Source organism: Dolomitihabitans soli, assembly GCF_022213955.1.
Lineage (GTDB): Bacteria > Actinomycetota > Actinomycetes > Streptosporangiales > Streptosporangiaceae > Streptosporangium_A > Streptosporangium_A soli.
Genome location: NZ_JAKNTW010000010.1, coordinates 80,447 through 105,555 on the forward strand (window position 1 = coordinate 80,447; position 25,109 = coordinate 105,555).

Sequence of the window (25,109 nt, forward strand, 5' to 3'; positions counted from 1 at the left end):
CCGAGAGCGGTGGGTGGCGCGTCAGGTACGGCAAACGCGGATTCAGCGCGGGGTTGACCGGAGAAGCCACGTACGCGGCCGGGTCGTCACGGTGCTCAGGCACGCGCGCCTGAGCACCGTGGACCCACGGAGCCCTGCCACCTGCGGCGGGTGGCGCCGGGGTGGCCTGCCGTACGGGATCGCTATGCGAGAGGGCGCAGGCGGATGCCGTGGCTGTCGGCGCGTTCGATGCCCGTGGCGTCGAGGTTGGTGATCGGGAGCAGGCCGGCCACCTCCCCCGACCGGCCGCCCTGGGTGACCTTGATGATCAGCAGGCCGGGGTCGGTGCCGTGGGAGGAGTGCGGGTCGCCGGAGAGCGGGGTGGGGCCGCGGGTCGAAGCGAAGATCCACTTGCGGTCGGGCGACACGGCGAACAGGTCCACCGTCGGGTCGGCGCTGAACGGCGAGACCAGGTCGATCGTGCCGACCCGTGCCCCCGTCCGGCCGTCGAACACCTCGATGACGTTCCCGTCGCGGTCGCCGACCCAGACGAAGCGCTCGTTCTTCGTGACCGCGGTGCCGTGGGCGTCACGGTCGTGCGCGTCGTCGTCGAAGAGCCGCTGCACGGCGGGGACGTTGGGCGGGTTGGCGGCCGAGTAGCCCTTCATCGGCATCCGGAACACGCTGAACTGGTCGAGGTTGTGCGCCGTCCCGCCGCCTCCGTCGCCGAACACCGTGCCCTTGGCCTCGGCGAACCCGCATCCGTTGGCCGGAATGTGCTCCTTGTCGTACTCAGCGACGATCGACATCGGCGTCGTGCGCCAGTCGACCATGAGCAGCCCGCCGCCCCGCAGGCTGACGAACACCGGCCCGTTGTCGGAGGCGATGAACGGGCAGATCGGCGCGTTGTCCGGCCGCAGCTCCGCGGACTCGCAGGGAGCGCCGTTCGGCGTGGTGCACCCGGCCAGGTCGAGCGTCGCGGCGGGCTCCTGGGCGAAGGTCCCGTTCACGTAGTCGGTGCGGATCCGTTCGAGTTTCTTGCCGTTCTGGTTGGCGATGACGAGGTAACGGTCGTCCTCGGTCGGCCACAGGGCGTGCGCCTGCCGGGCGCCCCCGGTCCCCGTCTCGGCGGCGAAGCAGGCCAGCGGTTGCCGGGTGCCGGCGTTGAAGATCACCACATGGCCGCTGGCCACGAAGGAGATCGCGGCGTGCGAGCCGGTCTTGTTGAACACGATCATGTGCGGCCGGACCGGGTTCCTGCCGGTGCTCGCAGCGCACATCGAGGCGGTCGCCGTGGCCAGGTCGATCGTGCCCGCCGCGCTGCGCTCCCCGGAGCTGTGGCCTCTGAAGATGTGCACGGTTCCGCCGTAGGCGAGCCCGTTGGTGTCGGACTGGTCGAGCAGCCACACCTCGAACGACGCTTTGGGCGCCTGCGCCGCCCCGAGGGTCACGATCATCAGGATGGCTACGGCGAAGGCTCTCCATCTCCCCATGTGCGGAGTGTCGCCGCGATCGGTGAACCCATCAAGGGGGTTGTCCGGCCTGGGACACACCTTTCACAGCCCGTACGCCTCCAGGAGCCGCAGCCACACCTCGCTGACCGTCGGGAAGGAGGGCACGGCGTGCCAGAGCCGGTCGAGCGGCACCTCGGCGGTCACCGCGATCGTGGCGGAGTGCAGCAGCTCGGCGGTGCCCGGCCCGGCGAAGGTCACGCCGAGCAGCACCCCGCGGTCCTCGTCCACGACGGCCTTGGCCCGTCCCCGGTATCCGTCGCCGAGCAGGAACGCCCCGGCCACCGCGCCCAGGTCGTACTCCACCACGCGGACGGCGAACCCCTCCTGCCTGGCCTGCTCCTCGGTGCGGCCGACGGCGCAGACCTGCGGGTCGGTGAAGACCACCTGCGGCGCGCCGTACCCGCCGGCGAGGTCGCGGTACGACGGCAGGTCGTCGCGCTCGCCGCGGGCCCGCGCGACGATGACGTCACCGCACGCCCGCGCCTGGTATTTGCCCATGTGGGTGAGCAGCACCCGGCCGTTGACGTCGCCGACCGCGTACAGCCAGCCGTCGGCGACGCCGGTCGCCCGCAGGGTGTCGTCCACGGTCACCGGCTCGTCCTCGGGCAGCCCGATCGTGCCGAGGCCGAGGCCGGCGGTGGCGGCGCGGCGTCCGGTGGCCACCAGCAGCTCATCGGCCTCGACGGGCGGCCCCTGCGCCAGATGAACGGTCACCTTGCCGCCGGGCTCCGGCCGTTCGACCCTCCTCACCTGGGCGCCGAAGCGCACTCCGATCCCCGACTCCACGAAGGACCGGGCCAGCAGTTCGCCCGCGAACGGCTCGATCTTGCCGAGCAGCCCCGAGCCGCGGACCAGCAGCGTCGTCTCCCGGCTGCCGAGCCCGTGCATGGCCTGCGCCATCTCACACGCGACCACCCCGCCGCCCAGCACGACCAGCCGCGCGGGGACGCCGGTCGCCGCCGTCACCTCGTGGCTGGTCCACGGCGCGGCCTCGGCCAGGCCGGGGACGGGCGGGATCACCGCGGTGCTCCCGGTGGCCAGGACCACCGCCTGCCGGGCGGTCAGCAGCCGGACCGAGCCGTCGCGGGCGGTCACCTCGACCCTCCTGGGACCGGCCAGCCGCCCCCTGCCGCGCACGAACTCGGCGGGCAGCCCTTCGATCCAGCCCACCTGGCCGGAGTCATCGAAGTGGGACACCACCTCGTCGCGGCGGGCGAGCACCGCCGCGCTGTCGATCGGGCCCGGCTCCAGGCCGGGCACCCGGCCGACCTCGGCGGTCAGCTCGACCGGCCGCAGCAGCGCCTTGCTCGGGACGCACGCCCAGTAGGCGCACTCGCCGCCCGCCAGGACGTCCTCCACCACGGCCGCCGTCAGCCCGCCTCGTACGGCACGGGCCGCGACGTTCTCCCCCGCCGGGCCCGCGCCGATCACGATCACGTCGAAGTCGTCCGCCACGTCTCCTCCAAGATGAGTGCAGTGGCACCAGCTTCGCACGCCAGGAACGACTGGTTCATGCCCACGTCACCAGTCTCGGGACCGAGCACGGCGCCCGATCACCCGCAGGGCCACCGCCGTGGACGTGTCGGATGGGTATCACTACTCCTCATTTTCAGTCAGGTGCGAAACTAGAGGAGGAAAGGTTTAGGCCATCGACAAAACCGGTCAAGAGACGCTAGCTGCGATCCCGGCTGAGGTTTGCTAGGTTTCGTACGTGCTCGAAAGTAACGCGCTGGCGGAGATCGACCGCCACCTCTATGACCCACCGGAATCCGTCGTCGCCGACCTGGCCGAGCTTCCCGGCGACCTGATCCTGCTCGGGGCCGCGGGCAAGCTGGGCTTCAGCCTGTCCCGGATGGCCGTGCTGGCGGCCGAACGCGGACGGTCCCGCCGGGTGATCGCGGTCTCCCGGTTCTCCGAGGCCGGCCGCCGCGCGGAGTTCGAGGCGGCCGGCATCGAGGTCGTCGCCGCCGACCTCAGCCGCGAGGCGGAGCTGGCCGCCCTCCCCGACGCCGCCAACGTCGTCTACCTGGTGGGCCGCAAGTTCGGCACCACCGGCGACCCCTGGACGACCTGGCAGCTCAACACCTACCTGCCCGGCCGCGTCGCGGAGCGGTACGCCGGCTCCCGGATCGTCGCCTTCTCCACCGGCAACGTCTACCCGCTGACCGCGCCCTCCTCCGGCGGCGCCACCGAGGACACCGAGCCCGCCCCCGTCGGCGAGTACGCCCAGTCGTGCCTCGGCCGCGAGCGGATCCTCCAGCACTTCTCCGTCGCCAACGGCACACCGATCTCCATCCTGCGCCTGAACTACGCCATCGACCTGCGGTACGGCGTGCTCCACGACATCGCCACCAAGGTCTGGGCCGGTGACGAGGTGGACGTGACGATGGGCAGCGCCAACGTGATCTGGCAGGGCGACGCCAACGCCGTCACCCTCCGCTCCCTGGCGCACTGCGCGAGCCCCGCCGACATCCTCAACCTCACGGGGCCGGAGACGGTCTCGACCCGCTGGCTGGCCGGGGAGTTCGCCCGCCGGTTCGGCGTCGAGCCGCGCATCACCGGCACCGAGGCCCCGACCGCCCTGCTCAGCAACGCCGCCCGCTGTACGGCCCGCTTCGGCTACCCGTCCGTCCCGTTGCTCCAGATGATCGACTGGACGGCCACCTGGATCGCCGAGGGCGGCCCGAGCATCGGCAAGCCCACCCACTTCGAGCAGCGCGCCGGCGCGTTCTAGGAGACGACCGATGGACATCCGCTCGGGCCTGGTGATCCCGGCCCACCCGCTCGCCCTCGACGGGAGACGGCGGCTGGACGAGGCGCGCCAGCGCGCCCTGACCCGCTACTACGTCGACGCCGGAGCAGGCGGCCTCGCGGTCGGCGTGCACACCACCCAGTTTCCGATCCACGACCCCGAGGTCGGCCTCTTCGAGCCGGTGCTCCAGCTCGCGGCCGAAGAACTCGAAGGCACCGACCTGGTCAGGGTCGCCGGCATCCTCGGCCCTACCGACCGCGCGGTCCGCGAGGCGGAGACCGCCGTCAAGCTCGGCTACCACTACGGGCTGGTGTCCATGGCCGCCTGGGGCGACGCGAGCGAACAGGAGATCCTCGCGGGGGTCGCCGCGGTGGGCGAGGTGCTGCCCGTCTTCGGCTTCTATCTCCAGCCCGCCGTCGGAGGCCGGGTGTTCTCGCGCGGGTTCTGGCGGCGGTTCTTCGAGATCCCGGCCGTCCGGGCGGTGAAGATCGCGCCGTTCGACCGGTACAAGACGATCGACGTCGTGCGCGCTTTGGTGGAGTCGGGTCGCCACGACGACGTCGTGCTCTACACGGGCAACGACGACAACATCGTGGCCGACCTGGTGACCCCGTTCCGGATCCGGCACGGCGGCGAGACGGTCTCGGTGCGGATCGTCGGCGGGCTGCTCGGCCAGTTCGCCGTGTGGACCGCCGCCGCCGTCGAGCTGGTCCGCCACTGCCAGGCCGTGGTCGCGTCGGGCGGCAAGGTCCCCGCCGAACTGCTCGGCGTCGGGGCCGACCTGACCGACGCCAACGCCGCCGTCTTCGACGCGGCCAACGGCTTCCGCGGCTGCATCCCCGGCATCCACGAGGTGCTGATCCGCGAGGGCATGCTCGCCGGCCGCTGGTGCCTCGATCCCGGCGAGGAACTCAGCCCCGGCCAGGCCGATGAGATAGGTAGGGTTTGGCACGACTACCCGCACCTGCGCGACCCGCAGGCTCTGCGAACCCTGCTGTCCGGAAACGAGGTGGATTGACCTCCTGCCCAGGGCCTCGGGTCCCCACGCACAAGGGGATCCGATGAGTAATGGCCTGCCCGTCGGCGTCGCGTTGATCGGCCCCGGTGACCTCGTCTCCCGCGTCGAGGCCGTCTGCGCCGAGTATCCCGACGTGCGCCCGATCGCGCTGCCGTACGGGCACGAGGACGAGACCGTGGACCTCGTGCGGGCGGCCCACGACGAGGCCGACGCGTTGCTGTTCACCGGTGTGGTGCCGTGGACGATGGCGCAGGAGGCCCGGCTGCTCGACCGGCCCGCGGCTTACGTCTCCTACAACGGGGCGACGCTGCTGCGCGGGCTCGTCGAGCTGCTGCGGCTGGGACACGACGTGTCCGGGGCGAGCATCGACATCCTGCCTCCCGGACAGGTCGAGGAGACCATGCGGGAGGCGCACCTGCCCACCGCGAAACTCCAGATCCTCGGTTATCGTCCCGGCCTGACCAGCGAGGACTTCGTCGCCTTCCACCGGCTCGCCCGTGAGCGCGGCGCCACGGTCGCGATCACCTGCCTGCGCTCGACGTACGAGGTGGTCGAGCACGACCTGCCCGCGCTGCGCCTGCTGCCCTCCCGGCACTCCATCCGCGACGCCCTCGGCACCCTCGTGCTCCGGGTCCGCGACGCGCGCAGCACCGACGCGCAGATCGCCATCGGCCTCATCGAACTCGACCCCGGCGGCCGGGTGGACGTCCGCGAACTGACCGCGCTCGGCGGCAGCCTCGCCCGCGTCGACGGCGACACCTACCTCCTCATCACCACCCGCGGCCCGCTGCGCGAGCTCACCCACGACTTCACCCGCCTGCCCCTGCTCGACACCCTCGGCGCGGGCGCCCGCATCGGCCTCGGCCTCGGCGGTACGGCGGCGCAGGCCGAGGCCCGCGCCCGCCGGGCCCTCACCCGGGCCGGCAAGCTCGGCCCGAAGAGCGCGGTCGCCGCCCTCGACGAGGGCACCGAGGTCATCCTCTCCGCCGCCCCCGCCGACTCCGTCACCCCCGCCACCCCCGCGAGCCTCACCGTGGTCTCCCGCCGCGTCGGCCTCCGCAAGGAGACCCTCCAGCGCCTCCGCGGCCTCGCCGAAGCCGAGGCCACCGGCGAACTCACCGCCCGCACCGTCTCCACCGGCCTCGGCATCGAAGAGGGCTCGGCCCGCCGCCTCCTCAAACGCCTCGAACGCGCCGGCCTCGCCGAACAGATCGGCAGCCGCAACGAGGGCCGCAGCGGCCGCCCCCCGGTCATCTACCGCATCCGCCTCTGACCCTCCGAAGAGACGTGATCGCGCCGTTCACGTAGGTCATCTCCACACCGGTGGAGACTTCGACGCCGTCGGCGATGAGTTCACTGACGACCGTGCCTTGACGCCCGCCGAGAGCAACGTGGTGACGTGCAGGTGGCGGAGGTCGTGCAGCCGAGCGAAGGGCAGCGGCTCGGCTGCGGATCGAGCGGTACCCAGGCGGTACGGCTCCGCCGTACATCGGGTGAAATGTCAGATGTGGCCGCTAGGGTCCCGCCATGAGTGCGACCGACACCCCCCGCCATCCCTGGCTTGACCTCATCCAGACCGCGGACGCGAAGTTCCTGGAGTCCGTCGGTGACGATGCGCTCGATCCCGCAGCCGAGGCCGCCCGTGAACGGCTGAGGTCGGGCATGACGGGAGCGAGTGAGGCCGAGATCACGCAGCACCAGGAGCGGCTGGGGGTCGGCCTGCCGCCGAGTTATCGACAGTTCCTCCGAGTCACCAACGGCTGGGATGTCATGGAGGACCCCCCTGTTCATCTGGCGCCTCTGGCGAAGATCGGCTGGCTTCGCGATCTCGACCCGCATCTCGCCACCATGTGGTCGGACCAGGATCCTCGGTACTCCCTGCCACACGTGCCAGATGAGGAGTACTTCGTCTATGGAGCCGACCAGGACCCTGTCCATCTCCGGCCGGAGTACGTACCGGACACCCTGCGGATCGGCGAGTACGACGACGGCGTCCTTCTCCTCAACCCCCGCGTCAAGACTGCCGACGGCGAATGGGAGGCGTGGTACATGGCTCCTTGGCTGGCCGGAGCTCAGCGCTTCCGCTCCTTCTGGGATCTGATGAACGATCAGCTCCGCGAAGACACCGAGACGCCGTAGCACCTCGCCATTCCCCGTCATCCCGCGATGAGGTGGATCCGGACGTTCTTGTCATAGGGGACGACGATGGTCCGGCTGCTCCCCGCGACCCACACGGCGGGTACGAGGAACAGCCGGGCATTCGATTCGACGAGGAGACGTAATCCCCGGTAGCGGAAACGGTAGGGCTCCTTCTCGGCGACGGTCAGCACCGTCTCCACGACTCCGGCGGGGACGTCACGCAGGGGCTCCTTGGCGTACAGGACGAGTTCCGGCCGGAATCGCAGCGACTGGACGTCGTCGAGGGCTCTGCCCCTGCCGTAGTCGGCGGCGAAGCTGTTGGCGGTCCAGAAGGACGCGGCCACCACGATCACGGCGACCCAGGCCCGCGCGTACCTGCTGAGCCGGGTGACGGCGGGAGACTCCAGCCACACGGCCAGGTGGCCGTCGCGCCCGACGGGCGCGGCCTCGCCGGCCGGCACGGCCACGGGCTCTCCTTCCCGGCCCGCGCCGGGCACCTCAGCGGGGGTGGCCGCCGGCTCTCCGGCCCGAGCCACCGCGCGCTCACCAACCGGACCCGGCACCTCCCCGGCCTGCTCACCAACCGGACCCGGCACCTCCCCGGCCTGCTCACCGACAGGGACAACCGTTGATTCCCCGACCCGAGCCACCGCAGGCTCACCGATCGGAACGGTCGCCTCCACGGCCCGAGCCACCGCGGCCTCACCCTCCCTGGCCCGAGCCACGGCCTGCTCACCGACCGGAACGGCCGCAGCCTCCCCGGCCCGAGCCACGGCCGCCTCACCGACCGGGACGGCGGACGCGGTGGTGGGCGGCGTGGCAGGCGGGGGGTGGGGGCTGGAGCGCCGGTGGGCCCAGCGGATGCCGATGGTGCGCAGCAGCGACAACCCGTAGGCCATCGCGACGGCGCCACCGGCGAGGGAGACCGGTGTCGTGGCGATCGTCTCGTTGCGCGCCACATGCGGGACCAGGACGCCGACGACGCCTCTCGTGAACGCCAGCAGGCCGGCGACGACCGCGAAGAGACCCGTCCAGCCGGTGCTGACGTCACGGTCGGGCGACGACTGCAGATATCGGACCGCGGTGTGCAACGCGATGACCAGGAGACTGACGACCGCGAGCACGATGAGCGGCGGGAAGACGACCTCGACGCCGTAGAGCAACATCTCCTGCAAGGAGAGATCGACCATGTCCAGGTAGACGCCGAAGTAACGGAAGCGCGCGGTCGTCGCCACATAGCCGAAGTAGAACAGCAGGGTGGTCACCGCGGTGGTGGGCGCGATGACGTTGGCCACCGCCCACAGACGTTCCTGGCCCTGGCTTCCCCACAACGACGCCGCCGGTTCGGATCCGGGGTCTTGCGTCACGTCCCGCCCTCGGTGGGAGCTTCGCTGTCAACGGGGATCTCCTCCGGAGGAGTGCCCTCCTCCGTGGGAACGACTTCAGTGGGTGAAGGCTGCGGCTCCCCCGTCTCAGGGGACTCCTCCGGGGCCGGGCTCTCCGGAGGCAAGGTTTCCTCAACCTCGTCCCCTCGGAAGAGCGCGGTGATCGTCGTGGTGATGATCATCGTGACGGGTCGCTCAGCGGACGGCGAGCGGCTTCGGCCGAGCGAAGAGCAGGGGCGGGGGTCACGCGAAGTGCATCGCGCCGCCACCACCACGCCGAGGGTCGCCGTCCCCGCGCCGGAACCGGACGCCCTGTCGAGTCGGATGTTGCACGCATGCCGGGGCGATACCGACGCGGGCTCCAGCACCATTCCGGGCGAGCAGGCGTTCACCGGGTCCGTCACGCCGAGGTCGTTCCAGACGGCACCTTCCGCAGGAGTGTCGCACGGTTCACCAGAAATCCGTATCTGTCCGGCACCCTGCACCCCAATTGATCTGATTGTCACAGAAATGTCGGCATCGGTATTGACCATCACCATGCAGCCACCCGTCGCCGGGTATCTATCTTCGTCGTCTCTTTCCAGCGGATAAACGTTGTCTACGGTCGGACCGGAAATCTGGACGGTGCCGGACCCCCTGGTATCCTCACCCTCGGTCGGCTGCGAAGACCTGGACGTTTCCGAAGGCGCGCCGGATTCCGATGATCCACTGAGATCCGAAGAATCCGGTCCGTCGCCGGTGACCGAATCCTCGGAGGAGGCGGTGGAGGAGCCATCGACGACGGCCCGGACGATTCCATATCCGCCGACGACGAGCACAAGCCCGGCCAACACGGCGAGAATGATGTGAGTTCTCCTGCGTACGGCCATTGCGTATCACCCCTCTTCTCGGATGATATGGACGCCGCCTTTCCAAGTGAAGCGATTTATCCTCCCCCACCGCCGAAAGCGAACCATTTCACCACGGCCCCCGTGTGCCCCCATGGCCACGCCGCGTCGGCCCGCCCGGCGGCGATGGTCGCGCCGGGCCACGAGTGACGGCCGCAGACCGGGCCGCACCCATCCCCAGCCTCGTGATGAGGCTCGCCGGTCGTGATCCGCTCCGACCATCCAGGGACGCGGTTCGGCGAAACGGCGACCTCGGCCCAAACGACCTTGCCACCGGCAGGAGCGCTCGACGGGTAGTGGTTCCACGCCTTGGCCAGAGCTGTGACCAGCGTCAACCCTCGTCCGCCAGCATCGAGATCATCCGCGTCCACGCGAACGGGCACAGCGGGGGCGATGTCCCAGACCTCCACGCACAGACTGCGGCGGCGGACCAGACCAAGCCGCATGACGATGAAGGCCGGTCTCGGAAACGTACTGCCGGGGTGAGCCATCTCCATACCGGCGGAAGCCTCGACGCCATTGGTGACGAGTTCGCTGACGATCAGAACGACCGTGCCGAGCAGGTCGTCGCCTGTCGGCTCATCCAACCGCCAGTGACATAGCTGAACGCGCGCGAACTCGCGGGCGCGGCCCACTGCGGCCGGTACGGCCGGCAGCAGGATTTCGTCCGATACCAGGTCGATCGGCAGACGAAAAGGTGACCGGGCCGTCGGCCTCTCTTCGGCCGGAAGCATGGTCACGACTGCTCCTGAGATCGACCCGGGTCGGCGACGCGCGTCATGGCATGCGCTCCGCTGCCGGACCGGCGGAAAGCCCTGATCGCAGGCTGTGATGGCACTCGGCCAGACGGCATGCCGCCGTCACCGGAGTGAACACGTAGATGAGCAGCGGCCGCCGTGGGTTCACGCGAGGGACGTGCCACCAGATGACCTGACCGTCGGTCCACGCACGAAGTCCTGTGTCGACCGAGATCGCCACGCGATCGGGTGCGATCCGGTGAACGTCGACCTCGATGTGTAAAGCAGTGAGGATCTTTGCGACGTCGTCGGCGAAGCGCGCGGCCTGGCCGAGCGGTGAAGCCTCATCGGGGCTCATGGAAGAGATGAGGATGGGCACGCACCGACGCTAGGTAACAGTGCGTGCCCGCCTCAACACAGTTTCGCTATGTTTCCGGGAGGTCGTCTACTGCGCGCTGCAACAGGTCACGCGCTCGCTCGCCGTACAGTGCGGCCCCGGCGAGGTGCTCGAAGGCCTTTTCATAAACCGCGACGTCACTCGGCTCCCTGTGCTGGACCTGGCCAGGCACGGTGTCCACACGGACCCGGTCGCCGTCGTAGATCCAGAAGTTCTCCGGCGGCCAGATCGGAGGCCGCTCGGCCGAAGGCAGAATTCCGAAACTCATGTTGGCCACCCCGGACGTCAGCTCCATCAGCCGTCTGAGCTGGGCGGCCATGTCGGTGGCACCGACGAGGCGGGTCCGCAGGGCTTGCTCGCCGATGACGATCGCGAACCGTGTGTCGCCGTTGTTCAACACTTCCTGCTGCTGCACGCGAGCTGCGAGAGCCGCATCGAGGTCGTCGGGAATGCCACGGAAGTCGATGACGGCACGCAGATGCGCCCTCGCGTAATCCCGCGTCTGAACCAGGCCGGGCACCGCGGAGTGCTGCCAGACGCGGAATCGGCGGGTGCGCTCGTACAACGGCTGGAACGAGCGCTGCACGTGCCCGAGGCCGGTTTCCTCCAGGCGCCGCCACTGGGTGTACATCGCCTCCACGTTCTGCGCGGCGGCGATCAGGTCGACGATCATCTGCTCATCGGCTTCGCACGCCTTGCACCACGCTCTGATGTCGGCGGCCGAGGGCAGTTGCACGGCGTTCTCGATCTTGCTGACCTTGACGAAGTGCATACCGGTCGCGGCAGCCAGTGCGCGGCCGGTGAGATCGGCATCGGTTCGAAGCGCCTTCAGCCGGGAGGCGAGGACCCCCCTCGCCTCTTTGAGTTGTGCCGCACGTGCCGTGGACGTCGCCATCTGCACCACCTCGTAACCGTCTGGATGCGAACCACCACTGACAGTACGCGCGAGGTTTAGCGGCGTCACTACATGTTTCGAAATGTTTCGCAGCCTGGGATCGCGCGGACGGAGCCGGCTGTCAGGCGTGGGGATGAAGGTGTCAGCCGAAGGACTCGACCGCGGCCGGGATGGGGGTGTCGCCCGAGGTGAGTTCCAGGGTCAGGTGGCGGACGGCCGGGGTGTCGAGGAGGACGGCGATCACGGCGGTGACGTCGTCGCGGGAGATCTGGCCGCTGGGCAGGGCCGTTTCGGAGAGGGCGACGCGGCCGGTGCCGGGTTCGTCGGTCAGGCTGCCGGGGCGGAGGATCAGCCAGTCGAGGTCGTGGGCGCGCAGCTCGTCCTCGGCGCGGGTCTTCGCCTCGATGTAGGCCGCCCACACCTCGTCCGTGCCCGGCCGTGGCGGCCGTCCCGCGCCCATCGAGGAGATCTGGACGAACCGGCGGACCCCGGCGCTGACGGCGGCGTCGGCGAGCAGGCTGGAGGCGGCCCGGTCGACGGTGTCCTTCCTGGCCGCGCCGCTGCCCGGCCCGGCCCCGGCGGCGAAGATCACGGCGTCGACGTCGACCAGATGGGCGGCGACCTCCTCCACCCCCGCCCGCTCCAGGTCGCACAGGATGGGCCAGGCGCCGGCCTGCCGTACGTCGTCCTCGTGGGACGGGTTTCGGATCAGGCCGCACACCTCGTCGCCCCGGGCCGCGAGCATCCGCTCCACCCGCATTGCGATCTTGCCGTGGCCACCCGCGATCACTGTGCGCATAATTACCCCCGTTCCATGGTGCCATGTGCGGTCAGTCCGGCGAGGTAGGCGGCGGTCTCGTCGTGCCCGTTGTGCTCGGCCCAGCCCTGCGGGGTCGCCTCGTACTCGGTGTCCCTGACCTCCGGATCGGCGCCCAGCCCGACCAGGAGGCGCACCATCGCGAGGTCGCCGGAGAGAGCGGCCTCGTGCAGCGCGGACGCCCTCCTGACATGGGAGACGTCGAAGCCGAGCGAGGCCAGCACGCGCACCGCGCCGGCCTTCCCCGCCGCCGCGGCGATCGAGATCATGTACGGCATGCGCGCGATGGCGGCGTCGGCGACGTCCAGGTCTGCGGGCCGTTCGCCGCGCATGCACGCGGCCAGGAAGAGGTCCACCCGGTCCAGCGAGCCGCCCGCCCCCGCGGCGGTGAGCAGGTCCGCGATCTCGGTGTGCCCCCGGAGCACGGCCAGCTCGTAGGCGGTGCGCCCCTCGAAGATCGGGTGGCCGGTGCCGTGCCCGTCGAGGACCGCGCCGTGCTCGATCAGCAGCCGCAGCCGTCGCGGCCGGCCGTACAGCGCCGCCGCGAGGACCTCGTCCTGAAGCAGCTGCGACGGGGAGGGCTGGGCGGGGCCGAGACGCTCGCGCCACGGGCCGCCGTCACCCGTGCCCAGGCCGAACTCGAAGAGCAACTCCAGGTGTTCCGTGTCGTCGAGGGCGAGCCCCCTGTTGTAGAGGGTCTGGCTGTCGTTGGGATCGGCGCCCGCCCCGAGCAGCAGCCTGGCCAGCTCCATCCCGCGCGGGTGCTCGGGCTCGGCACGCTCTCCCCTGCCGAAGACGCCCGTCAGAGCGGTGAACGGCGGAGTCAGCCCCTCCCACAGATAACCCGCGTTCGGATCGGCGCCGTGCGCGAGCAGCAGCCGGGCGGTCTCCGGCGGGTCACCGGCGCCGATCCGCGAGTACGCGAGGTAGAGCAGCGGCTCCCACCGGTACGGCCCGCCCTGACGGCGGGCCTGCGCGGGATCGGCGGCGAGCAGTTCGGCCAGCTCCGCCGAACGGCCGCAGGCCGCCATCGTGAACACGTCGGCGGTCGCCAGCCGTGGATCGGCCGCCAGCAGGGCGACGGCCCTCCCGGGCCGGGTCAGGTCGGGATCGCCGTAGGTGAGGCAGCCCAGCCGCAGAAGCTCGGCGACGGGATCCGCGGACTCCGCCACCCGGTGCGGCGCCCGCGCGAGCTCGGTGACGAGGTCGAGGTGCCGCCGCAGCCGGGGCCAGGACGCGAAGCCGTACAGGCGGGCGGTGACGAGCTGCGCGTCGGCGAGCGTGAACGGGCCGGCGGGACGGGTGCCGGGATGCAGATCGCGGACCAGGTCGAGGGCGGCGGGATCTGCGGCGTGGACCTGACGCTTGAGGCGTTTCGCCTGGTTCTTCAGGTGTTCCAGGCTCGGGTCGCCGGGAAGACGGAGCGGCACGGTGGCCTCCCTTTCGTTGCTGCCCGCCGTCCGCATGACCGGGCCGAAAAGGAGGTGGATCGGCATACCGCGCATCACGTGATCAGGTGGGCTGTGCCCTTCCCGCGGACCGGGTGCGCCCTGAAACGCCGTCTCAGCCTACGCCATCTCCTGCCGGTCAGGCGAAGACGTCCTGCTGGTAGCGGCCCTCCTCCTCCAGGCGCCGCAGCCACTCCTCGCCGTCGCCGCCGGTCCTGTCCCGGTAGATTCCGGCCAGCGCCTGCCGTACGGCGGGCGCCATCCGGAGGCCGTCGCCGCAGACGTAGACGTGCGCGCCCCGCTCCAGCAGCGCCCACACACCGTCGGCGTCGGCGGTCACCGCGTCCTGGACGAAACGGTGCGGATGCCCCGGCACTGCTGAGAACGCCAGGTGAACGTCGTCGAGCGCGGTCATCTCCGCCCGATAGAGCCAGTCGTGATCAGGGTGGCGGCAGCCGTAGAACACCTTGGCCGGAGCGGTCGCGCCGGTCAGGGCGCGCTCCTCGAGGAAGCCGCGCAGCGGGGCGAAGCCGGTGCCGGGGCCGACGAGGATCACCGGGGTCGCCGGGTCGGCGGGCAGACGGAACGGGGGGGCGGGAACCCGGATGTAGCCGTAGAAGACGTCACCCTCCTCCAGTCCCGCCAGGTAGGCGGAGCACATGCCGCGGTACTCGCCGGCGCCGGACCAGGCGGGCCCTTCGACCAGGCCGACGGTGATCCGGATCAGGCCCGGGTCGGCCAGCGGCGAGGAGGAGATCGAGTAGTAGCGCGGCCTGATCGGCCCGGCCATCTCCAGGAAGACGGGCAGCGGCAGGGTGATCGCGGGGAACCGTTCCAGCAGCGCGAGCGCCGAGACCCGCTTCGCCCGGATCCCTTCCGGGTAGTCCTCCGCCAGCGCGGCCAGCTCGCCACGCGTCCACGGGCACCCGGTGTGCTCGGCCAGCGTCGCGAGATCCGCCCGGGTGGCCACCTCCTGGAGCTCGGCGAACTCGGTGAGCAGCAGCCCGGCGGTCACCGGCGTGTCCACCGGCAGATGGGTCGCGCCCCGCGCGCGCAGCCGTACGACCTGGTCGCGGGGTACGCGCAGGCACCGCAACGCCCAGTCGACGAGCGCCGGGTCGTTCTTGGCGAAGGTGGCCAGATGGTCGCCCGCCGTGTAGGTGACCCCCTCGGGCAGCGCGGCCACGATCGAGCGCACCCCCGGCCTGGGGGCCTCCACGGAGAAGTCCCACAGCCCTGTGGGGTCGCCGGTCAGCTCCTCGTTCGAGAGGACCGTCAGCCCGAACGCCTGGGGGGACACGACAGCCGGCCGTACGTCGGCCTCGGTCATCACGTCCATCTCGTAGCGCGGCCCGAGGTCCTGCGCGGCGGTGCCGTACTCCTGTGCGAGGGCCGCCCACAGCGCCGCCGTCCACGTCGAGACGTCGCCGTCGAAGTCACCGTCGGCGTCGGCCTCGCCGCGCTCCACCAGCGGCACGGCGCCCGCCCCGGTGAGCTTGTCGAAGGCGCGGCGCGGGAAGTCCTGGTAGGTGGGCCACTGGGTGTTGCCGCAGCCGAGCAGCGCCAGCCGTACCCCTTCGAGGCCGGACAACTCGGCGGCGTCGAAGAGCTGCGCGTTGTCGGGGGCCTTGCCGTTGTAGGTGGAGGCGACCACCACGAGGAGGCCGTCGGCGGGCGGGGACTCGGCCAGCTCGTCCAGCGTCATCAGCGTGGTCGCGAAGCCCGACCGCCCGGCCCGCTCCGCCAGCCGCTCCGCGAGGTCGGCCGAGGCGCCGAGGTTGGACCCGTAGGCGACGGCCAGACTCACCCCGGTCACCTGGACCTCGACCTGCTCGGTCTCCTCCTCCGGCGACGCCTGCGGCATGGCCCGCTCCTGCGGCTTGCGTTCCCGCACGCGTACGGTGAACCCGTCGGGCTTGATGGTGAGCGTCTCCTTCACCCGGATCCGGTAGGCGTCCGGATCGGAGATCGCGAAGTCGCGAAGGATGAGCGCGAGCGCGAGCCGGGCCTCGGTGAGGGCGAACTGGCGGCCGATGCAGGCCCGCTCGCCGTTGCCGAACGGCTTGTAGGCGGCCGGGTGGTGGGCGGCCTTGTTCTCGGGGAGCCAACGGTCGATGTCGAACTCGTCCGGCCGCTCCCAGGCCTTCGCATGACGGTGCAACGGAGACAGCAACACGACGACCGGCTGTTCGGCGGGCACGGCGTAGCCGCCGATCGTGGTGTCCTCGAAGGGCGTCACCGAGAACGCGGGAATGGGCGACCAGACCCGCAGCGTCTCCTCCAGGATCCGCGGGATGACGTCCAGTTTGGCGATCGTCTCGTAGCTGGGCGCGGCGTCCCCCGGCAGCAGCCGGTCCACCTCGGCGTACGCCTGGGCGAGCACGTGCGGGTTGCGCAGCAGGTTGTACAGGGCGAAGGAGAGCAGCCCGCTGGTGGTCTCGTGGCCGGCGATCAGGAAGGTGATCACCTGGTTCCGGATGTTCTCGTCCGACAGGCGCTCGCCGCTGCGCGGGTCCGACGCGCCCAGCATCAGGCCCAGCAGGTCGCGGGTGCTCCGGTCGCCGGCGTCCCTGCGCTGCCTGATGACGTCGTCGACCAGGTCGCGCATCAGCTGGATGTCGGCCCGGTACGCCTTCTCCTGCCTGCGCTTCAGCTTGGTGACCAAGGGGAGTTGCCGGTCGCGCAGCATCGCCTCGGTCAGCGTGCGCCCCATGGCCTGCAGGAAGGGGTGCAGCTCGGCGGACTCGAAGGAGTCGAAACGGTAGTCGAACCCGGTCAGCGAGATCGTGTCCAGGGTGAGCCTGGTCATGTCGTCCGGCACGTTCAGATCCTCGCCCTGCCTGCGCCGCCAGGAGGCGACGAGCTGGTCGGCGACCTCCAGCATCTGCGGGAAGTACGCCTTCATCGAGCGCTGGCTGAACGCCGGCATCAGGATGCGGTGCGCGTGCCCCCAGACCGGTTCCTCGGGGCCGGCGGTGAACAGGCCGTCGCCGGCGAAGTCGCGGACGATCGACAGCGGGGGCTGGATCTTCTTGCGGAACCGGCTCTCGTCGCACACCTCGGCGACCATGCCGGGGTCGTAGACGAACAGGACCCGTTGACCGAGCAGGTCGAGCTGGTAGAGGCCCTCGGGGTGGCGCGCGGCCAGCTCATCGAGGTAGCCGGTGGGGGCGTGGGCCGGGATCTGGAAGGCGTTTCCCACGATGGGGAGCCCTGGGGGAGCCGGAATCTCGGTCACTGTCATACGGACCTCCTCTAGCCATACGCTGTATATCGACGCTAGCATACGCCGTATGGCAGTTAGTGCGCGAAGAGGCCGGGCCCTTTCCACCGAGGAGATCTACCTGACCGCCCTCCGGCTGGTCGACGAGGGCGGTGTCGACGGGCTGTCGATGCGCAAGCTGGCCGCCGAGCTCGACGTCAACCCCATGTCGCTCTATCACCATGTGGACAGCAAGACCGCTCTGATCAGCCAGCTCTGCGCCATGGCCGCGAACCGCCTCGAACTCCCACCCGACGACGGCACCCCCTGGCAGGACCAGTTGCGCGCCCTCGGCCATGCCGAGCGCCGCCTCGCCAAACTCCACCCGGCCCTGTGGAGCTACATCAGTTCCCATCCGGAGTCGCTCCACAAGGAGTCCGGCGTGTGGCAGGTGCTCACCCGCAACCTGCTGGCAGCGGGCGTGCCCGCCACCGAACTGGACGCCACCTGCGAGGCGCTCTTCGCCTTCGTCTCCGGCTTCGTCACCGCCGAGAACAACCAGACCATCGGGTTCCGCGCCGGCACGGAGGACGTCGACCGCACCTTCGAGATCGCGGTCGACATCATCCTCGCCGGCCTCTCCCACCGCCACTCGCCGGCCACCTGAGACCCATCCCCGCCGCCGAGCGGACCGCTCGCCGTACACCGCCCGCAACCACACGGTGGACGGGCAACGCCACCGGCGCAGGCCCACCCCGTACGGGGGCCCGCGGCACGCCCGCCGGTCAGCGGACGCCGCGTGGGCGGAACTGGACGCTGATCCGGGGGCCGGTCGCCCGAGCGGACTTGGGGATGGCGTGCTCCCAGGTGCGCTGGCAACTCCCGCCCATCACGATGAGGTCGCCGTGGCCGAGATCGTGGCGCAGGGCGGGGCCGCCGCCGCGCGGGCGGAGCAGCAGGGAGCGGGGAGCGCCCACCGAGACGATCGCGACCATGGTGTCCTCGGTCCTGCCGCGCCCGGTGGTGTCGCCGTGCCAGGCGACGCTGTCGCGGCCGTCACGGTAGAAGCACAGCCCGGCGGTGCGGAACGGCTCGCCCAGCTCCTCCACGTAGTGCTCGTCGAGGACACGCCGGGCCTCGACGAGCGCCGGATCGGGCAGGGGCTCACCCTCCGCGTAGAACTTGAGCAACCGGGGCACGTCGACCACCCGGTCGTACATGTGCCGTCGCTCACCGTGCCACGGCACAGCCGCGACGAGCCGGTCGAAGAGCTCGTCGGCGCCCGCCATCCAGCCAGGCCGGACGTCGATCCAGGCACCGTGCGCGAGGACCGTGCGCCGCACCGACGAACCGAGAGGGCCGGGACCGACCTCCGCACACCAGTCGAGCAGCGAGCCCTGAAAAGAACCCGTCATACTCCAACCCTACACGAACACACATTCGATCAAATGGCGCATCGGAAGCGGCTCAACCTATTACGGCCTGCGCGCGCTCGCGAAGGTGACGGGCGACCGGAACACCCTGCTGGACGTCGTGGAGGGTGCACTCGCGGCCCTGTAGACCGGCGGCGGCCATGCCGCGACCGGCTTTGTCATGCCCAGATTCGTCCGACACGCCTGATGGATGGGCGTGTTCAGGGCTGGTAGGCATAGAGCCAGCCGGTGGCCCGCTCGTAGAAGTGGCGGATGAAGAAGGGCATGAACAAATCGTTCAGGGACCGCTTCACCGGCCCGGCGACCTTGGCGTCCCGGTTGTCCTCCGCCATCCTGGCCACCTTGGCGACGCGTGGGCGGCGCGCCCGCTCGTAGGCGGCCAGCGCGTCGGGAACCGTGCTCGCGGCCGCCAGCGACCTGGCCAGCACCACCGCGTCCTCGATCGCCATCGAGGCGCCCTGACCGGCTCCCACCGGATGTGCGGCGTCGCCGACGAGGGCGATCCGATCGTCGCGCCAGACCCGCGCGGGAGCCAGCACGTGGCTGAGCGTCGGGCGGTGCACCTCGGTGGCGGCACGCAGGATCGACGACGGCACGCGCTCGGTCCGGTAGCACTCGGCGAGCCGGGCGAGGTCGGCGACGGCGGTGGGATCGGGCTCCTCGGCGCAGTTCACCTGCGCGCTCCACCACACCGCGCCGCCGGGCGCCACGACGTGGAGGAAGGCGCCGGCCCCGGCGAACACGAGGTTGAAGACGCCCGGCTCCAGGTCGAGACCTCGGGCGACGCCGGAGACGTTGCAGATGCCCGCGTAGACGGGCGCGGGCGCGGCGGGGTCGAGGATCTTCCGGGTCGGCGACCAGAGGCCGTCGGCGCCGACGAGAAGGTCGGCGCCGATCTCACGCCCTCCTTCGAGCGTGACCCGGACCCCGTCGCCGCGCGCCACCGAGCCCGTCACCCGCTCACCGGTGACCACCCGGGCGCCGCCACGCGACGCCGCCGCCCGGAGGGTCCGCACCAGTTCGCCACGCATCAGCGTCATGCCGTGCAGGTCGTCGGCCGAGCGACGCCCCCGGGGCACGTCTCCCAGCAGTTTGCCGGAGCTCGCCCACATCCGCTGTCTGGCGACCGGGAACCCGGCTCGCTGGACCGCCTCAAGGCAGCCGAGCCTCTCCAGCCCGCGCAGGCCGTTGCCGGCCAGGCTGACGAACGAACCGACCTGGCCCACCGGGTCCTCGTACGCCTCGTACACCGTGACCCGCGCGCCGATCCGCCGCAACGCGATCGCGCACGCGGCCCCGGCCACGCCTCCGCCGGCCACCACAACGTCCATCAGAGCCTCCCTGAATCTCATTTCACCGAATCAACATTCAGCGAATCTGCGCTCAGTATGATGAGACGGGAGATCGGCGTCAAGGGAGGAGCCCGATGGGTGTGCGCAAGGCGAAGGCGGCCGAGACGGAGGCGGCCCTCAAGGACGCGGCCCGCCGCCTGTTCGTCACACGCGGCTACCAGAACACGAAGATCGGCGACATCACGGCCGCCGCCGGGCGCGCGACCGGGTCCTTCTACGACCACTTCACCAGCAAGGAGGCACTGCTCCAGGCACTGCTCGCCGACATGCACGACCAGGCCGACACCGAGGTCGCCGCGAGCGACCACCCGCGCGACCACGACCTGAGCGACCCCGTCCAACTGCGCGAGCACATCGCCATCACGTGGTCGGTCTTCCGCGACCACCTCCCCGTGGTGGTGGCCCTGTTCCAGTCGGCGATGACCGACGACCCCGGCTCCGGCCGCGCGTGGCGGCGGCTGACCGAGGACACCGCGACCTTCCGCGATCACCTGGAGTGGCTCCAGGAGCGCGGCCACCCCCTGCCGGGCGATCCGACGCTCGTTGCCGCCGCCATGGGGGCGATGCTCTCGATGCTCGGCTACTCGCTCCTCACCGCGGGCGAGCACGGCCCGGAACTCACCGACACCGAGATCGTCGACACCCTCACCAGCCTGGTGCTACACGGACTGGCCGGCCCGGACAACTGAGCGACGCGCGGGCGGAGGGCGGCAGGAAGCGGGCGACGCGGGGCCGGATCGTCGTGTGGTCCCGTGACGCTCGACAAGTCCCCTCTTTACGGTGAAGCCGTTCGCCAAGGCAATTCGTGACCGCGCTTTCTGCGCAGTTTGTCATCGAAAGGATTCCCTAACATCCGGCAAACCACATCGAGCTTTGATTGATCGCCCTTTTAGGGTCCTATGTGACTTAAGGTGCTAGCGTCCTATTTGTCCGTGAAAGGGCGATTAGGGGGGTTCGATGAATATCAACCTGTTCCCGACCAGCGCGGATCGCTGTGGGTGGCGCTGCCGCCGTCGGCGCCGCTTCGGATGCGGCTGGCGTAGGCGTAGGCGTTTCTGGTGGTGGTAGCCGAATCAACTGAGGGCCGGCGGAGCAATCCGCCGGCCCTCAGCATTTCCGCCACCGTACGGCAGGCGCAGGCCGCCCCGGCCTGAACACCGACCGCCTCACCCACTGGGCACGGCATATGTCTCGCCCACCGGGCACGCGGCATGTAGGTCGGTTCCTGACCCAGATGGCTGGCATCCTGTACCTCATGAGCGACACCCCGGTCCGGCTGCTGAATCTGCTCTCCCTGCTCCAGACGCCGCGCGAGTGGCCGGGGAGTGAGCTGGCCGGACGGCTGGGGGTCAGCCCGCGCACCATCAGACGCGACATCGAGCGGCTCCGCGACCTGGGCTACCCGGTGCAGGCGACGATGGGCGCGATCGGCGGATACCGGCTGATCGCGGGCACGGCGATGCCACCGCTGCTGCTGGACGACGAGGAGGCGGTCGCCATCGCGGTCGGTCTGCGCGCGGCGGCGGGACATCCGGTCGAGGGCATCGAGGACGCCTCGGTGCGCGCACTGGCGAAGCTGGAGCAGGTGCTCCCCGGACGGCTGCGACGCCGGGTCGGCAACCTGACCGCCGCCACGGTCCAGATGGCCTCCACCACCTCGACCGATCCCGTCGATCCCGAGATCCTGACCGTGCTGGCCGGCGCCATCGCCAACCACGAGCGCCTCCGCTTCCGCTACCGCGCGGGCGACGGCGCCGAGAGCGGACGCCTGGTCGAGCCGAACCGGCTCGTCGCCACCGGCCGCCGCTGGTATCTCCTCGCCTACGACAACGACAGGGACGACTGGCGGATCTTCCGCGCCGACCGTGTCACCGCGCCGCAGCCGACGGGCGTCAGGACCGCACCGCGCGAACTGCCCGCCGAGGACGCGGCCGAGTACGTCACCAGCAAGCTCTACAGCCTGGCGCCCACCTACCGCGCGGTGGCCACCCTGCGCGCCCCGGCCGAGGAGGTCGCGGGCCGGGTGGGCGACGCCCCCGGCGACGTGCAGCCGATCGACGAGCGAAGCTGCCGGCTGCACAGCCACACCGACACCCTGGAATGGCTGGCGTTCCGGCTGGTGATGCTCGGCTGCGAATTCGAGGTGCACGAGCCGCCGGAGCTCATCGACCACCTCCGGAGGCTCGGCGCCCGCGTCACCCGCGCGGCGACCCACTCAACTCCGGCTCCCGGAAGGTGACGCTCAGTTCGCCCTGGACGGCGTCCACGGTGATCACCGACCCGTCCGGGACGTCACCCGCGAGCATCGCCCGGCCGATCGCGGTCTCGACCTCCCGGGCGATGAAACGACGCAACGGCCGCGCCCCGTACACCGGGTCATATCCCTGCGACGCGATCAGCCGGCATGCCTCGGGCGTGACCTCCAACCCCAGCCGGCGATCGGCGAGCCGGGCCCGGATGTCGGTGAACATCAACTCCACGATCTGTTCGATCTCCGCCTCGGTCAACGGCTTGAACAACACGATGTCGTCGACCCGGTTGAGGAACTCGGGCCGGAAATGCCGCCGCAGCTCCGCCATCACCCGTTCCCGGCTCTCCGCCGTGATCTCCCCCTGCGACGTCACCCCCTCCAGCAGATACTGGGACCCGATGTTGGACGTCATGATGATCACCGTGTTGCGGAAGTCGACGGTCCGGCCCTGCGCGTCGGTCAGCCGACCGTCATCGAGCACCTGCAACAACGTGTTGAACACATCCGCGTGCGCCTTCTCCACCTCATCGAACAACACCACCGAGTACGGCTTGCGCCGCACCGCCTCGGTCAGCTGCCCGCCCTCCTCGTACCCCACGTAACCCGGCGGAGCCCCCACCAGCCGGCTCACCGTGTGCCGCTCCTGGTACTCGCTCATGTCGATCCGGATCATGTTGTCCTCGGTGTCGAACAACGCCGCCGCCAACGCCCGCGCCAGCTCGGTCTTCCCCACCCCCGTCGGCCCCAGGAAGATGAAGGAGCCGATCGGCCGCCGCGGATCCTTGATCCCCGAACGGGCCCGGATCACCGCGTCGGCCACCAGCCGCACCGCCTCATCCTGACCCACCACCCGCTCGCGCAGGACCGCGTCCAGCCGCAGCAGCTTGTCCCGTTCCCCCTCCTTCAACCGCGTCACCGGGATGCCCGTCCACCGCGACACGATGTCCGCGATCTCCTCCTCGGTCACCACCTCACGCAGCAGCCGGTGACCGCCCTGCCGGCTCTCCAGCCGCTCCTCCTCCGCCGTCAGCCGCCGCTCCAGGTCCGGCAGCCTGCCATGACGCAACTCCGCCGCCCGGTTCAGGTCATAGTCACGTTCGGCCTGCTCGGCCTCCCGCCGGACCGTCTCCATCTCCTGCCGCAACGTCGACACCTTGCGCAACGCCGACCGCTCGGCCTCCCACTGCGCCCGCATCGCCTCCGCCTGCCCCCGCAGACCGGTCAGTTCCCCGCGCAGTTCGGCCAGCCGCGCCCGGCTCGCGGCGTCGTCCTCCTTGGCCAGCGCCGCCTCCTCGATCTCCAGCCGCATCACCCGCCGGGTCAGCTCATCCAGCTCCGCCGGCATCGAGTCGATCTCCGTGCGGATCATCGCGCACGCCTCGTCCACCAGGTCGATCGCCTTGTCCGGCAGGAACCGGTCAGTGATGTACCGATGGCTCAGCACCACCGCCGCGACGATCGCCCCGTCCTGGATCGCCACCCCGTGGAAGATCTCCAGACGCTCCCGCAGTCCACGCAGGATCGACACCGCGTCCTCCACCGACGGCTCATCGATCAGCACCGGCTGGAACCGCCGCTCCAGCGCGGCGTCCTTCTCGATGTGCTTGCGGTACTCCTGGACCGTCGTCGCGCCGATCATGTGCAGTTCCCCGCGGGCCAGCATCGGCTTGAGCATGTTGCCCGCGTCCATCGCGCCCTCGGCCGCCCCGGCGCCCACCACGGTGTGCAGTTCGTCGACGAACAGCAGGATCCGCCCCTCCGCGGCCCGCACCTCGTTCAGCACCGCCTTGAGCCGCTCCTCGAACTCACCGCGATACTTCGCGCCCGCCACCAGCGATCCCATGTCCAAACTGAAGACCGTCTTGTTCCGCAGCCCTTCCGGCACGTCGCCCCGGTCGATCCGCTGGGCGAGCCCTTCGACGATGGCGGTCTTGCCCACACCCGGGTCGCCGATCAGGACCGGGTTGTTCTTCGTCTTCCGCGACAGGATCTGGATGACCCTGCGGATCTCCGCGTCTCGCCCGATCACCGGCTCCAGCCGGTCCGCCGCCGCCTCGGCGACCAGATCACGCCCGTACTTCTCCAGCGCCTCGTAGGCGGCCTCCGGCATCGCGGAGGTGACCCGCTGGTTACCCCGTACCGAGGTCAGCGCCTCCAGGAACCGGTCCCTGGTCAGCCCTTCCGCGTGCAGCAACCGCCCCGCGCCGGTCTGCTCGCCCTCCTCCAGCAGAGCCATCAGCAGATGCTCCACCGAGACGTACTCGTCCTTGAGCCGCCCGGCTTCCCGATCGGCGGCCTCCAGCACCCGCGACAACCGCTGGGTCACGAGGACCTGACCCGGCGTGGCGCCGGGCCCGCTGACCGTGGGCCGCCGTGACAGCTCCTGCGTCAGATCCGCGCGCAACCGCTCGGCGTCGCCTCCCGCCTGGGTGACCAGACGCGGCGTCAGTCCCTCCGGCTGTTCCAGCAGGGCCAGCAGCAGATGCTCGCCATCGACCTCGGTATGCCCGAAACGAAGCGCTTTGGTCTGCGCGTCGTGCAGGGCCTCCTGCGATTTCTGCGTCAACCGGTTCGGATCCACTTCCGCTCTCCTCCAGCCTCGTGGACGGCACGCAACGCCGACTCCAGCTCGGCGATCCGATCCAGCAGATCGATCACCAGCCCCAGCGAGGCGTAGTTCAGCGACAGACCCGCACGCAGCCGCCGCACCCGCGCCGCCACGGCCACCTGCGAGAGGGGGAGGCACCACTCGCCCCTGCTGTCCCTGACCGCTTCCAGCACCCCCAACGCCACCAGCCGCCGGACCACCTCGGGATGCAACCCGGTGGCGTGGGCGAAGGAGTCGAGATCGAGCAGCCGGACCGGAACGAGCGCATACGTCACGACCGCCTCCCAGGGACGCA

21 protein-coding genes are annotated in these 25,109 nt (G+C 70.6%); 7 read left to right on the plus strand and 14 right to left on the minus strand.

Annotation, left to right across the window (positions count from 1 at the left end; genetic code table 11):
- Positions 1 to 182: 182 nt before the first annotated feature.
- Together MBA17_RS22275 and MBA17_RS50510 are read right to left on the minus strand one after the other, a co-directional pair.
- The gene (locus MBA17_RS22275; protein ID WP_238498477.1) at positions 183 to 1,472 is read right to left on the minus strand and encodes a YncE family protein; all 1,290 of its coding nucleotides are present in this window, start codon (positions 1,470 to 1,472) and stop codon (positions 183 to 185) included.
- 63 nt (positions 1,473 to 1,535) lie between these two features.
- Positions 1,536 to 2,948, minus strand: coding sequence for a dihydrolipoyl dehydrogenase family protein (locus MBA17_RS50510; RefSeq protein WP_238498478.1), 1,413 nt, complete (start codon positions 2,946 to 2,948; stop codon positions 1,536 to 1,538).
- A 256-nt stretch (positions 2,949 to 3,204) separates the two neighbouring features.
- Here MBA17_RS50510 and MBA17_RS22285 point away from each other — a divergent pair, with 256 nt between their 5' ends.
- From MBA17_RS22285 to MBA17_RS22300, 4 genes are all read left to right on the plus strand, one after another.
- Entirely contained in the window at positions 3,205 to 4,227 is a 1,023-nt protein-coding gene (locus MBA17_RS22285) for an NAD-dependent epimerase/dehydratase family protein (protein ID WP_238498479.1), read from the plus strand.
- 10 nt (positions 4,228 to 4,237) lie between these two features.
- Positions 4,238 to 5,263, plus strand: a complete 1,026-nt coding sequence (locus MBA17_RS22290) for a dihydrodipicolinate synthase family protein (RefSeq protein ID WP_238498480.1) — start codon at positions 4,238 to 4,240, stop codon at positions 5,261 to 5,263.
- Between the two features lie 43 nt (positions 5,264 to 5,306).
- Positions 5,307 to 6,536, plus strand: a complete 1,230-nt coding sequence (locus tag MBA17_RS22295; protein WP_238498481.1) for a response regulator — start codon at positions 5,307 to 5,309, stop codon at positions 6,534 to 6,536.
- A gap of 254 nt (positions 6,537 to 6,790) precedes the next feature.
- Positions 6,791 to 7,402, plus strand: a complete 612-nt coding sequence (locus MBA17_RS22300) for an SMI1/KNR4 family protein (protein WP_238498482.1) — start codon at positions 6,791 to 6,793, stop codon at positions 7,400 to 7,402.
- Between the two features lie 17 nt (positions 7,403 to 7,419).
- Here MBA17_RS22300 and MBA17_RS22305 read toward each other — a convergent pair whose 3' ends face one another.
- From MBA17_RS22305 to MBA17_RS22340, 8 genes are all read right to left on the minus strand, one after another.
- Positions 7,420 to 8,769 carry a hypothetical protein gene (locus MBA17_RS22305; protein ID WP_238498483.1) on the minus strand — a complete coding sequence of 450 codons (1,350 nt, stop codon included), beginning with the start codon at positions 8,767 to 8,769 and terminating at the stop codon, positions 7,420 to 7,422.
- A complete protein-coding gene (locus MBA17_RS22310) occupies positions 8,766 to 9,620 on the minus strand; it encodes a hypothetical protein (RefSeq protein ID WP_238498484.1) in 855 nt (284 codons plus the stop codon). The genes MBA17_RS22305 and MBA17_RS22310 overlap by 4 nt, the downstream gene beginning before the upstream one ends.
- A 92-nt stretch (positions 9,621 to 9,712) precedes the next feature.
- Complete coding sequence (locus MBA17_RS22315) at positions 9,713 to 10,408, minus strand: ATP-binding protein (protein ID WP_455432826.1); 696 nt, start codon at positions 10,406 to 10,408, stop codon at positions 9,713 to 9,715.
- 43 nt (positions 10,409 to 10,451) lie between these two features.
- Positions 10,452 to 10,790, minus strand: coding sequence for a hypothetical protein (locus MBA17_RS22320; RefSeq protein WP_238498486.1), 339 nt, complete (start codon positions 10,788 to 10,790; stop codon positions 10,452 to 10,454).
- A gap of 46 nt (positions 10,791 to 10,836) precedes the next feature.
- The gene (locus MBA17_RS22325) at positions 10,837 to 11,703 is read right to left on the minus strand and encodes a helix-turn-helix domain-containing protein (RefSeq protein ID WP_238498487.1); all 867 of its coding nucleotides are present in this window, start codon (positions 11,701 to 11,703) and stop codon (positions 10,837 to 10,839) included.
- A 142-nt stretch (positions 11,704 to 11,845) separates the two neighbouring features.
- On the minus strand, positions 11,846 to 12,502 hold the full coding sequence (locus MBA17_RS22330; RefSeq protein ID WP_238498488.1) for an SDR family oxidoreductase: 657 nt from the start codon (positions 12,500 to 12,502) through the stop codon (positions 11,846 to 11,848).
- Positions 12,503 to 12,504: 2 nt separating this feature from the next.
- Positions 12,505 to 14,016, minus strand: a complete 1,512-nt coding sequence (locus MBA17_RS22335; protein ID WP_238498489.1) for an ankyrin repeat domain-containing protein — start codon at positions 14,014 to 14,016, stop codon at positions 12,505 to 12,507.
- A 91-nt stretch (positions 14,017 to 14,107) separates the two neighbouring features.
- Positions 14,108 to 17,212: a bifunctional cytochrome P450/NADPH--P450 reductase gene (locus MBA17_RS22340; RefSeq protein WP_238498490.1), complete on the minus strand. Its 3,105-nt coding sequence runs from the start codon at positions 17,210 to 17,212 to the stop codon at positions 14,108 to 14,110.
- 49 nt (positions 17,213 to 17,261) lie between these two features.
- On the opposite strand from MBA17_RS22340, the gene MBA17_RS22345 reads away from it, so the two are divergent.
- The gene (locus MBA17_RS22345) at positions 17,262 to 17,837 is read left to right on the plus strand and encodes a TetR/AcrR family transcriptional regulator (RefSeq protein ID WP_238498491.1); all 576 of its coding nucleotides are present in this window, start codon (positions 17,262 to 17,264) and stop codon (positions 17,835 to 17,837) included.
- 118 nt (positions 17,838 to 17,955) lie between these two features.
- Here MBA17_RS22345 and MBA17_RS22350 read toward each other — a convergent pair whose 3' ends face one another.
- Together MBA17_RS22350 and MBA17_RS22355 are read right to left on the minus strand one after the other, a co-directional pair.
- On the minus strand, positions 17,956 to 18,585 hold the full coding sequence (locus MBA17_RS22350; protein ID WP_238498492.1) for an alpha-ketoglutarate-dependent dioxygenase AlkB: 630 nt from the start codon (positions 18,583 to 18,585) through the stop codon (positions 17,956 to 17,958).
- Positions 18,586 to 18,803: 218 nt separating this feature from the next.
- Positions 18,804 to 19,934 carry an FAD-dependent oxidoreductase gene (locus MBA17_RS22355; protein WP_238498493.1) on the minus strand — a complete coding sequence of 377 codons (1,131 nt, stop codon included), beginning with the start codon at positions 19,932 to 19,934 and terminating at the stop codon, positions 18,804 to 18,806.
- Between the two features lie 95 nt (positions 19,935 to 20,029).
- Between MBA17_RS22355 and MBA17_RS22360 the strand changes: the two genes are divergently transcribed.
- Positions 20,030 to 20,644, plus strand: coding sequence for a TetR/AcrR family transcriptional regulator (locus MBA17_RS22360; protein WP_238498494.1), 615 nt, complete (start codon positions 20,030 to 20,032; stop codon positions 20,642 to 20,644).
- A 566-nt stretch (positions 20,645 to 21,210) separates the two neighbouring features.
- Positions 21,211 to 22,194 carry a helix-turn-helix transcriptional regulator gene (locus tag MBA17_RS22365; RefSeq protein ID WP_238498495.1) on the plus strand — a complete coding sequence of 328 codons (984 nt, stop codon included), beginning with the start codon at positions 21,211 to 21,213 and terminating at the stop codon, positions 22,192 to 22,194.
- Here the strand turns inward: MBA17_RS22365 and clpB are convergent.
- Both clpB and MBA17_RS22375 read right to left on the minus strand, forming a co-directional pair.
- Entirely contained in the window at positions 22,151 to 24,787 is a 2,637-nt protein-coding gene (gene clpB / locus MBA17_RS22370; RefSeq protein ID WP_238498496.1) for an ATP-dependent chaperone ClpB, read from the minus strand. The two genes, MBA17_RS22365 and clpB, sit on opposite strands and share 44 nt — an antisense overlap.
- Positions 24,769 to 25,089, minus strand: a complete 321-nt coding sequence (locus tag MBA17_RS22375; protein ID WP_238498497.1) for a chaperone modulator CbpM — start codon at positions 25,087 to 25,089, stop codon at positions 24,769 to 24,771. Before MBA17_RS22375 ends, clpB begins: the two co-directional genes overlap by 19 nt.
- Positions 25,090 to 25,109: the final 20 nt, after the last annotated feature.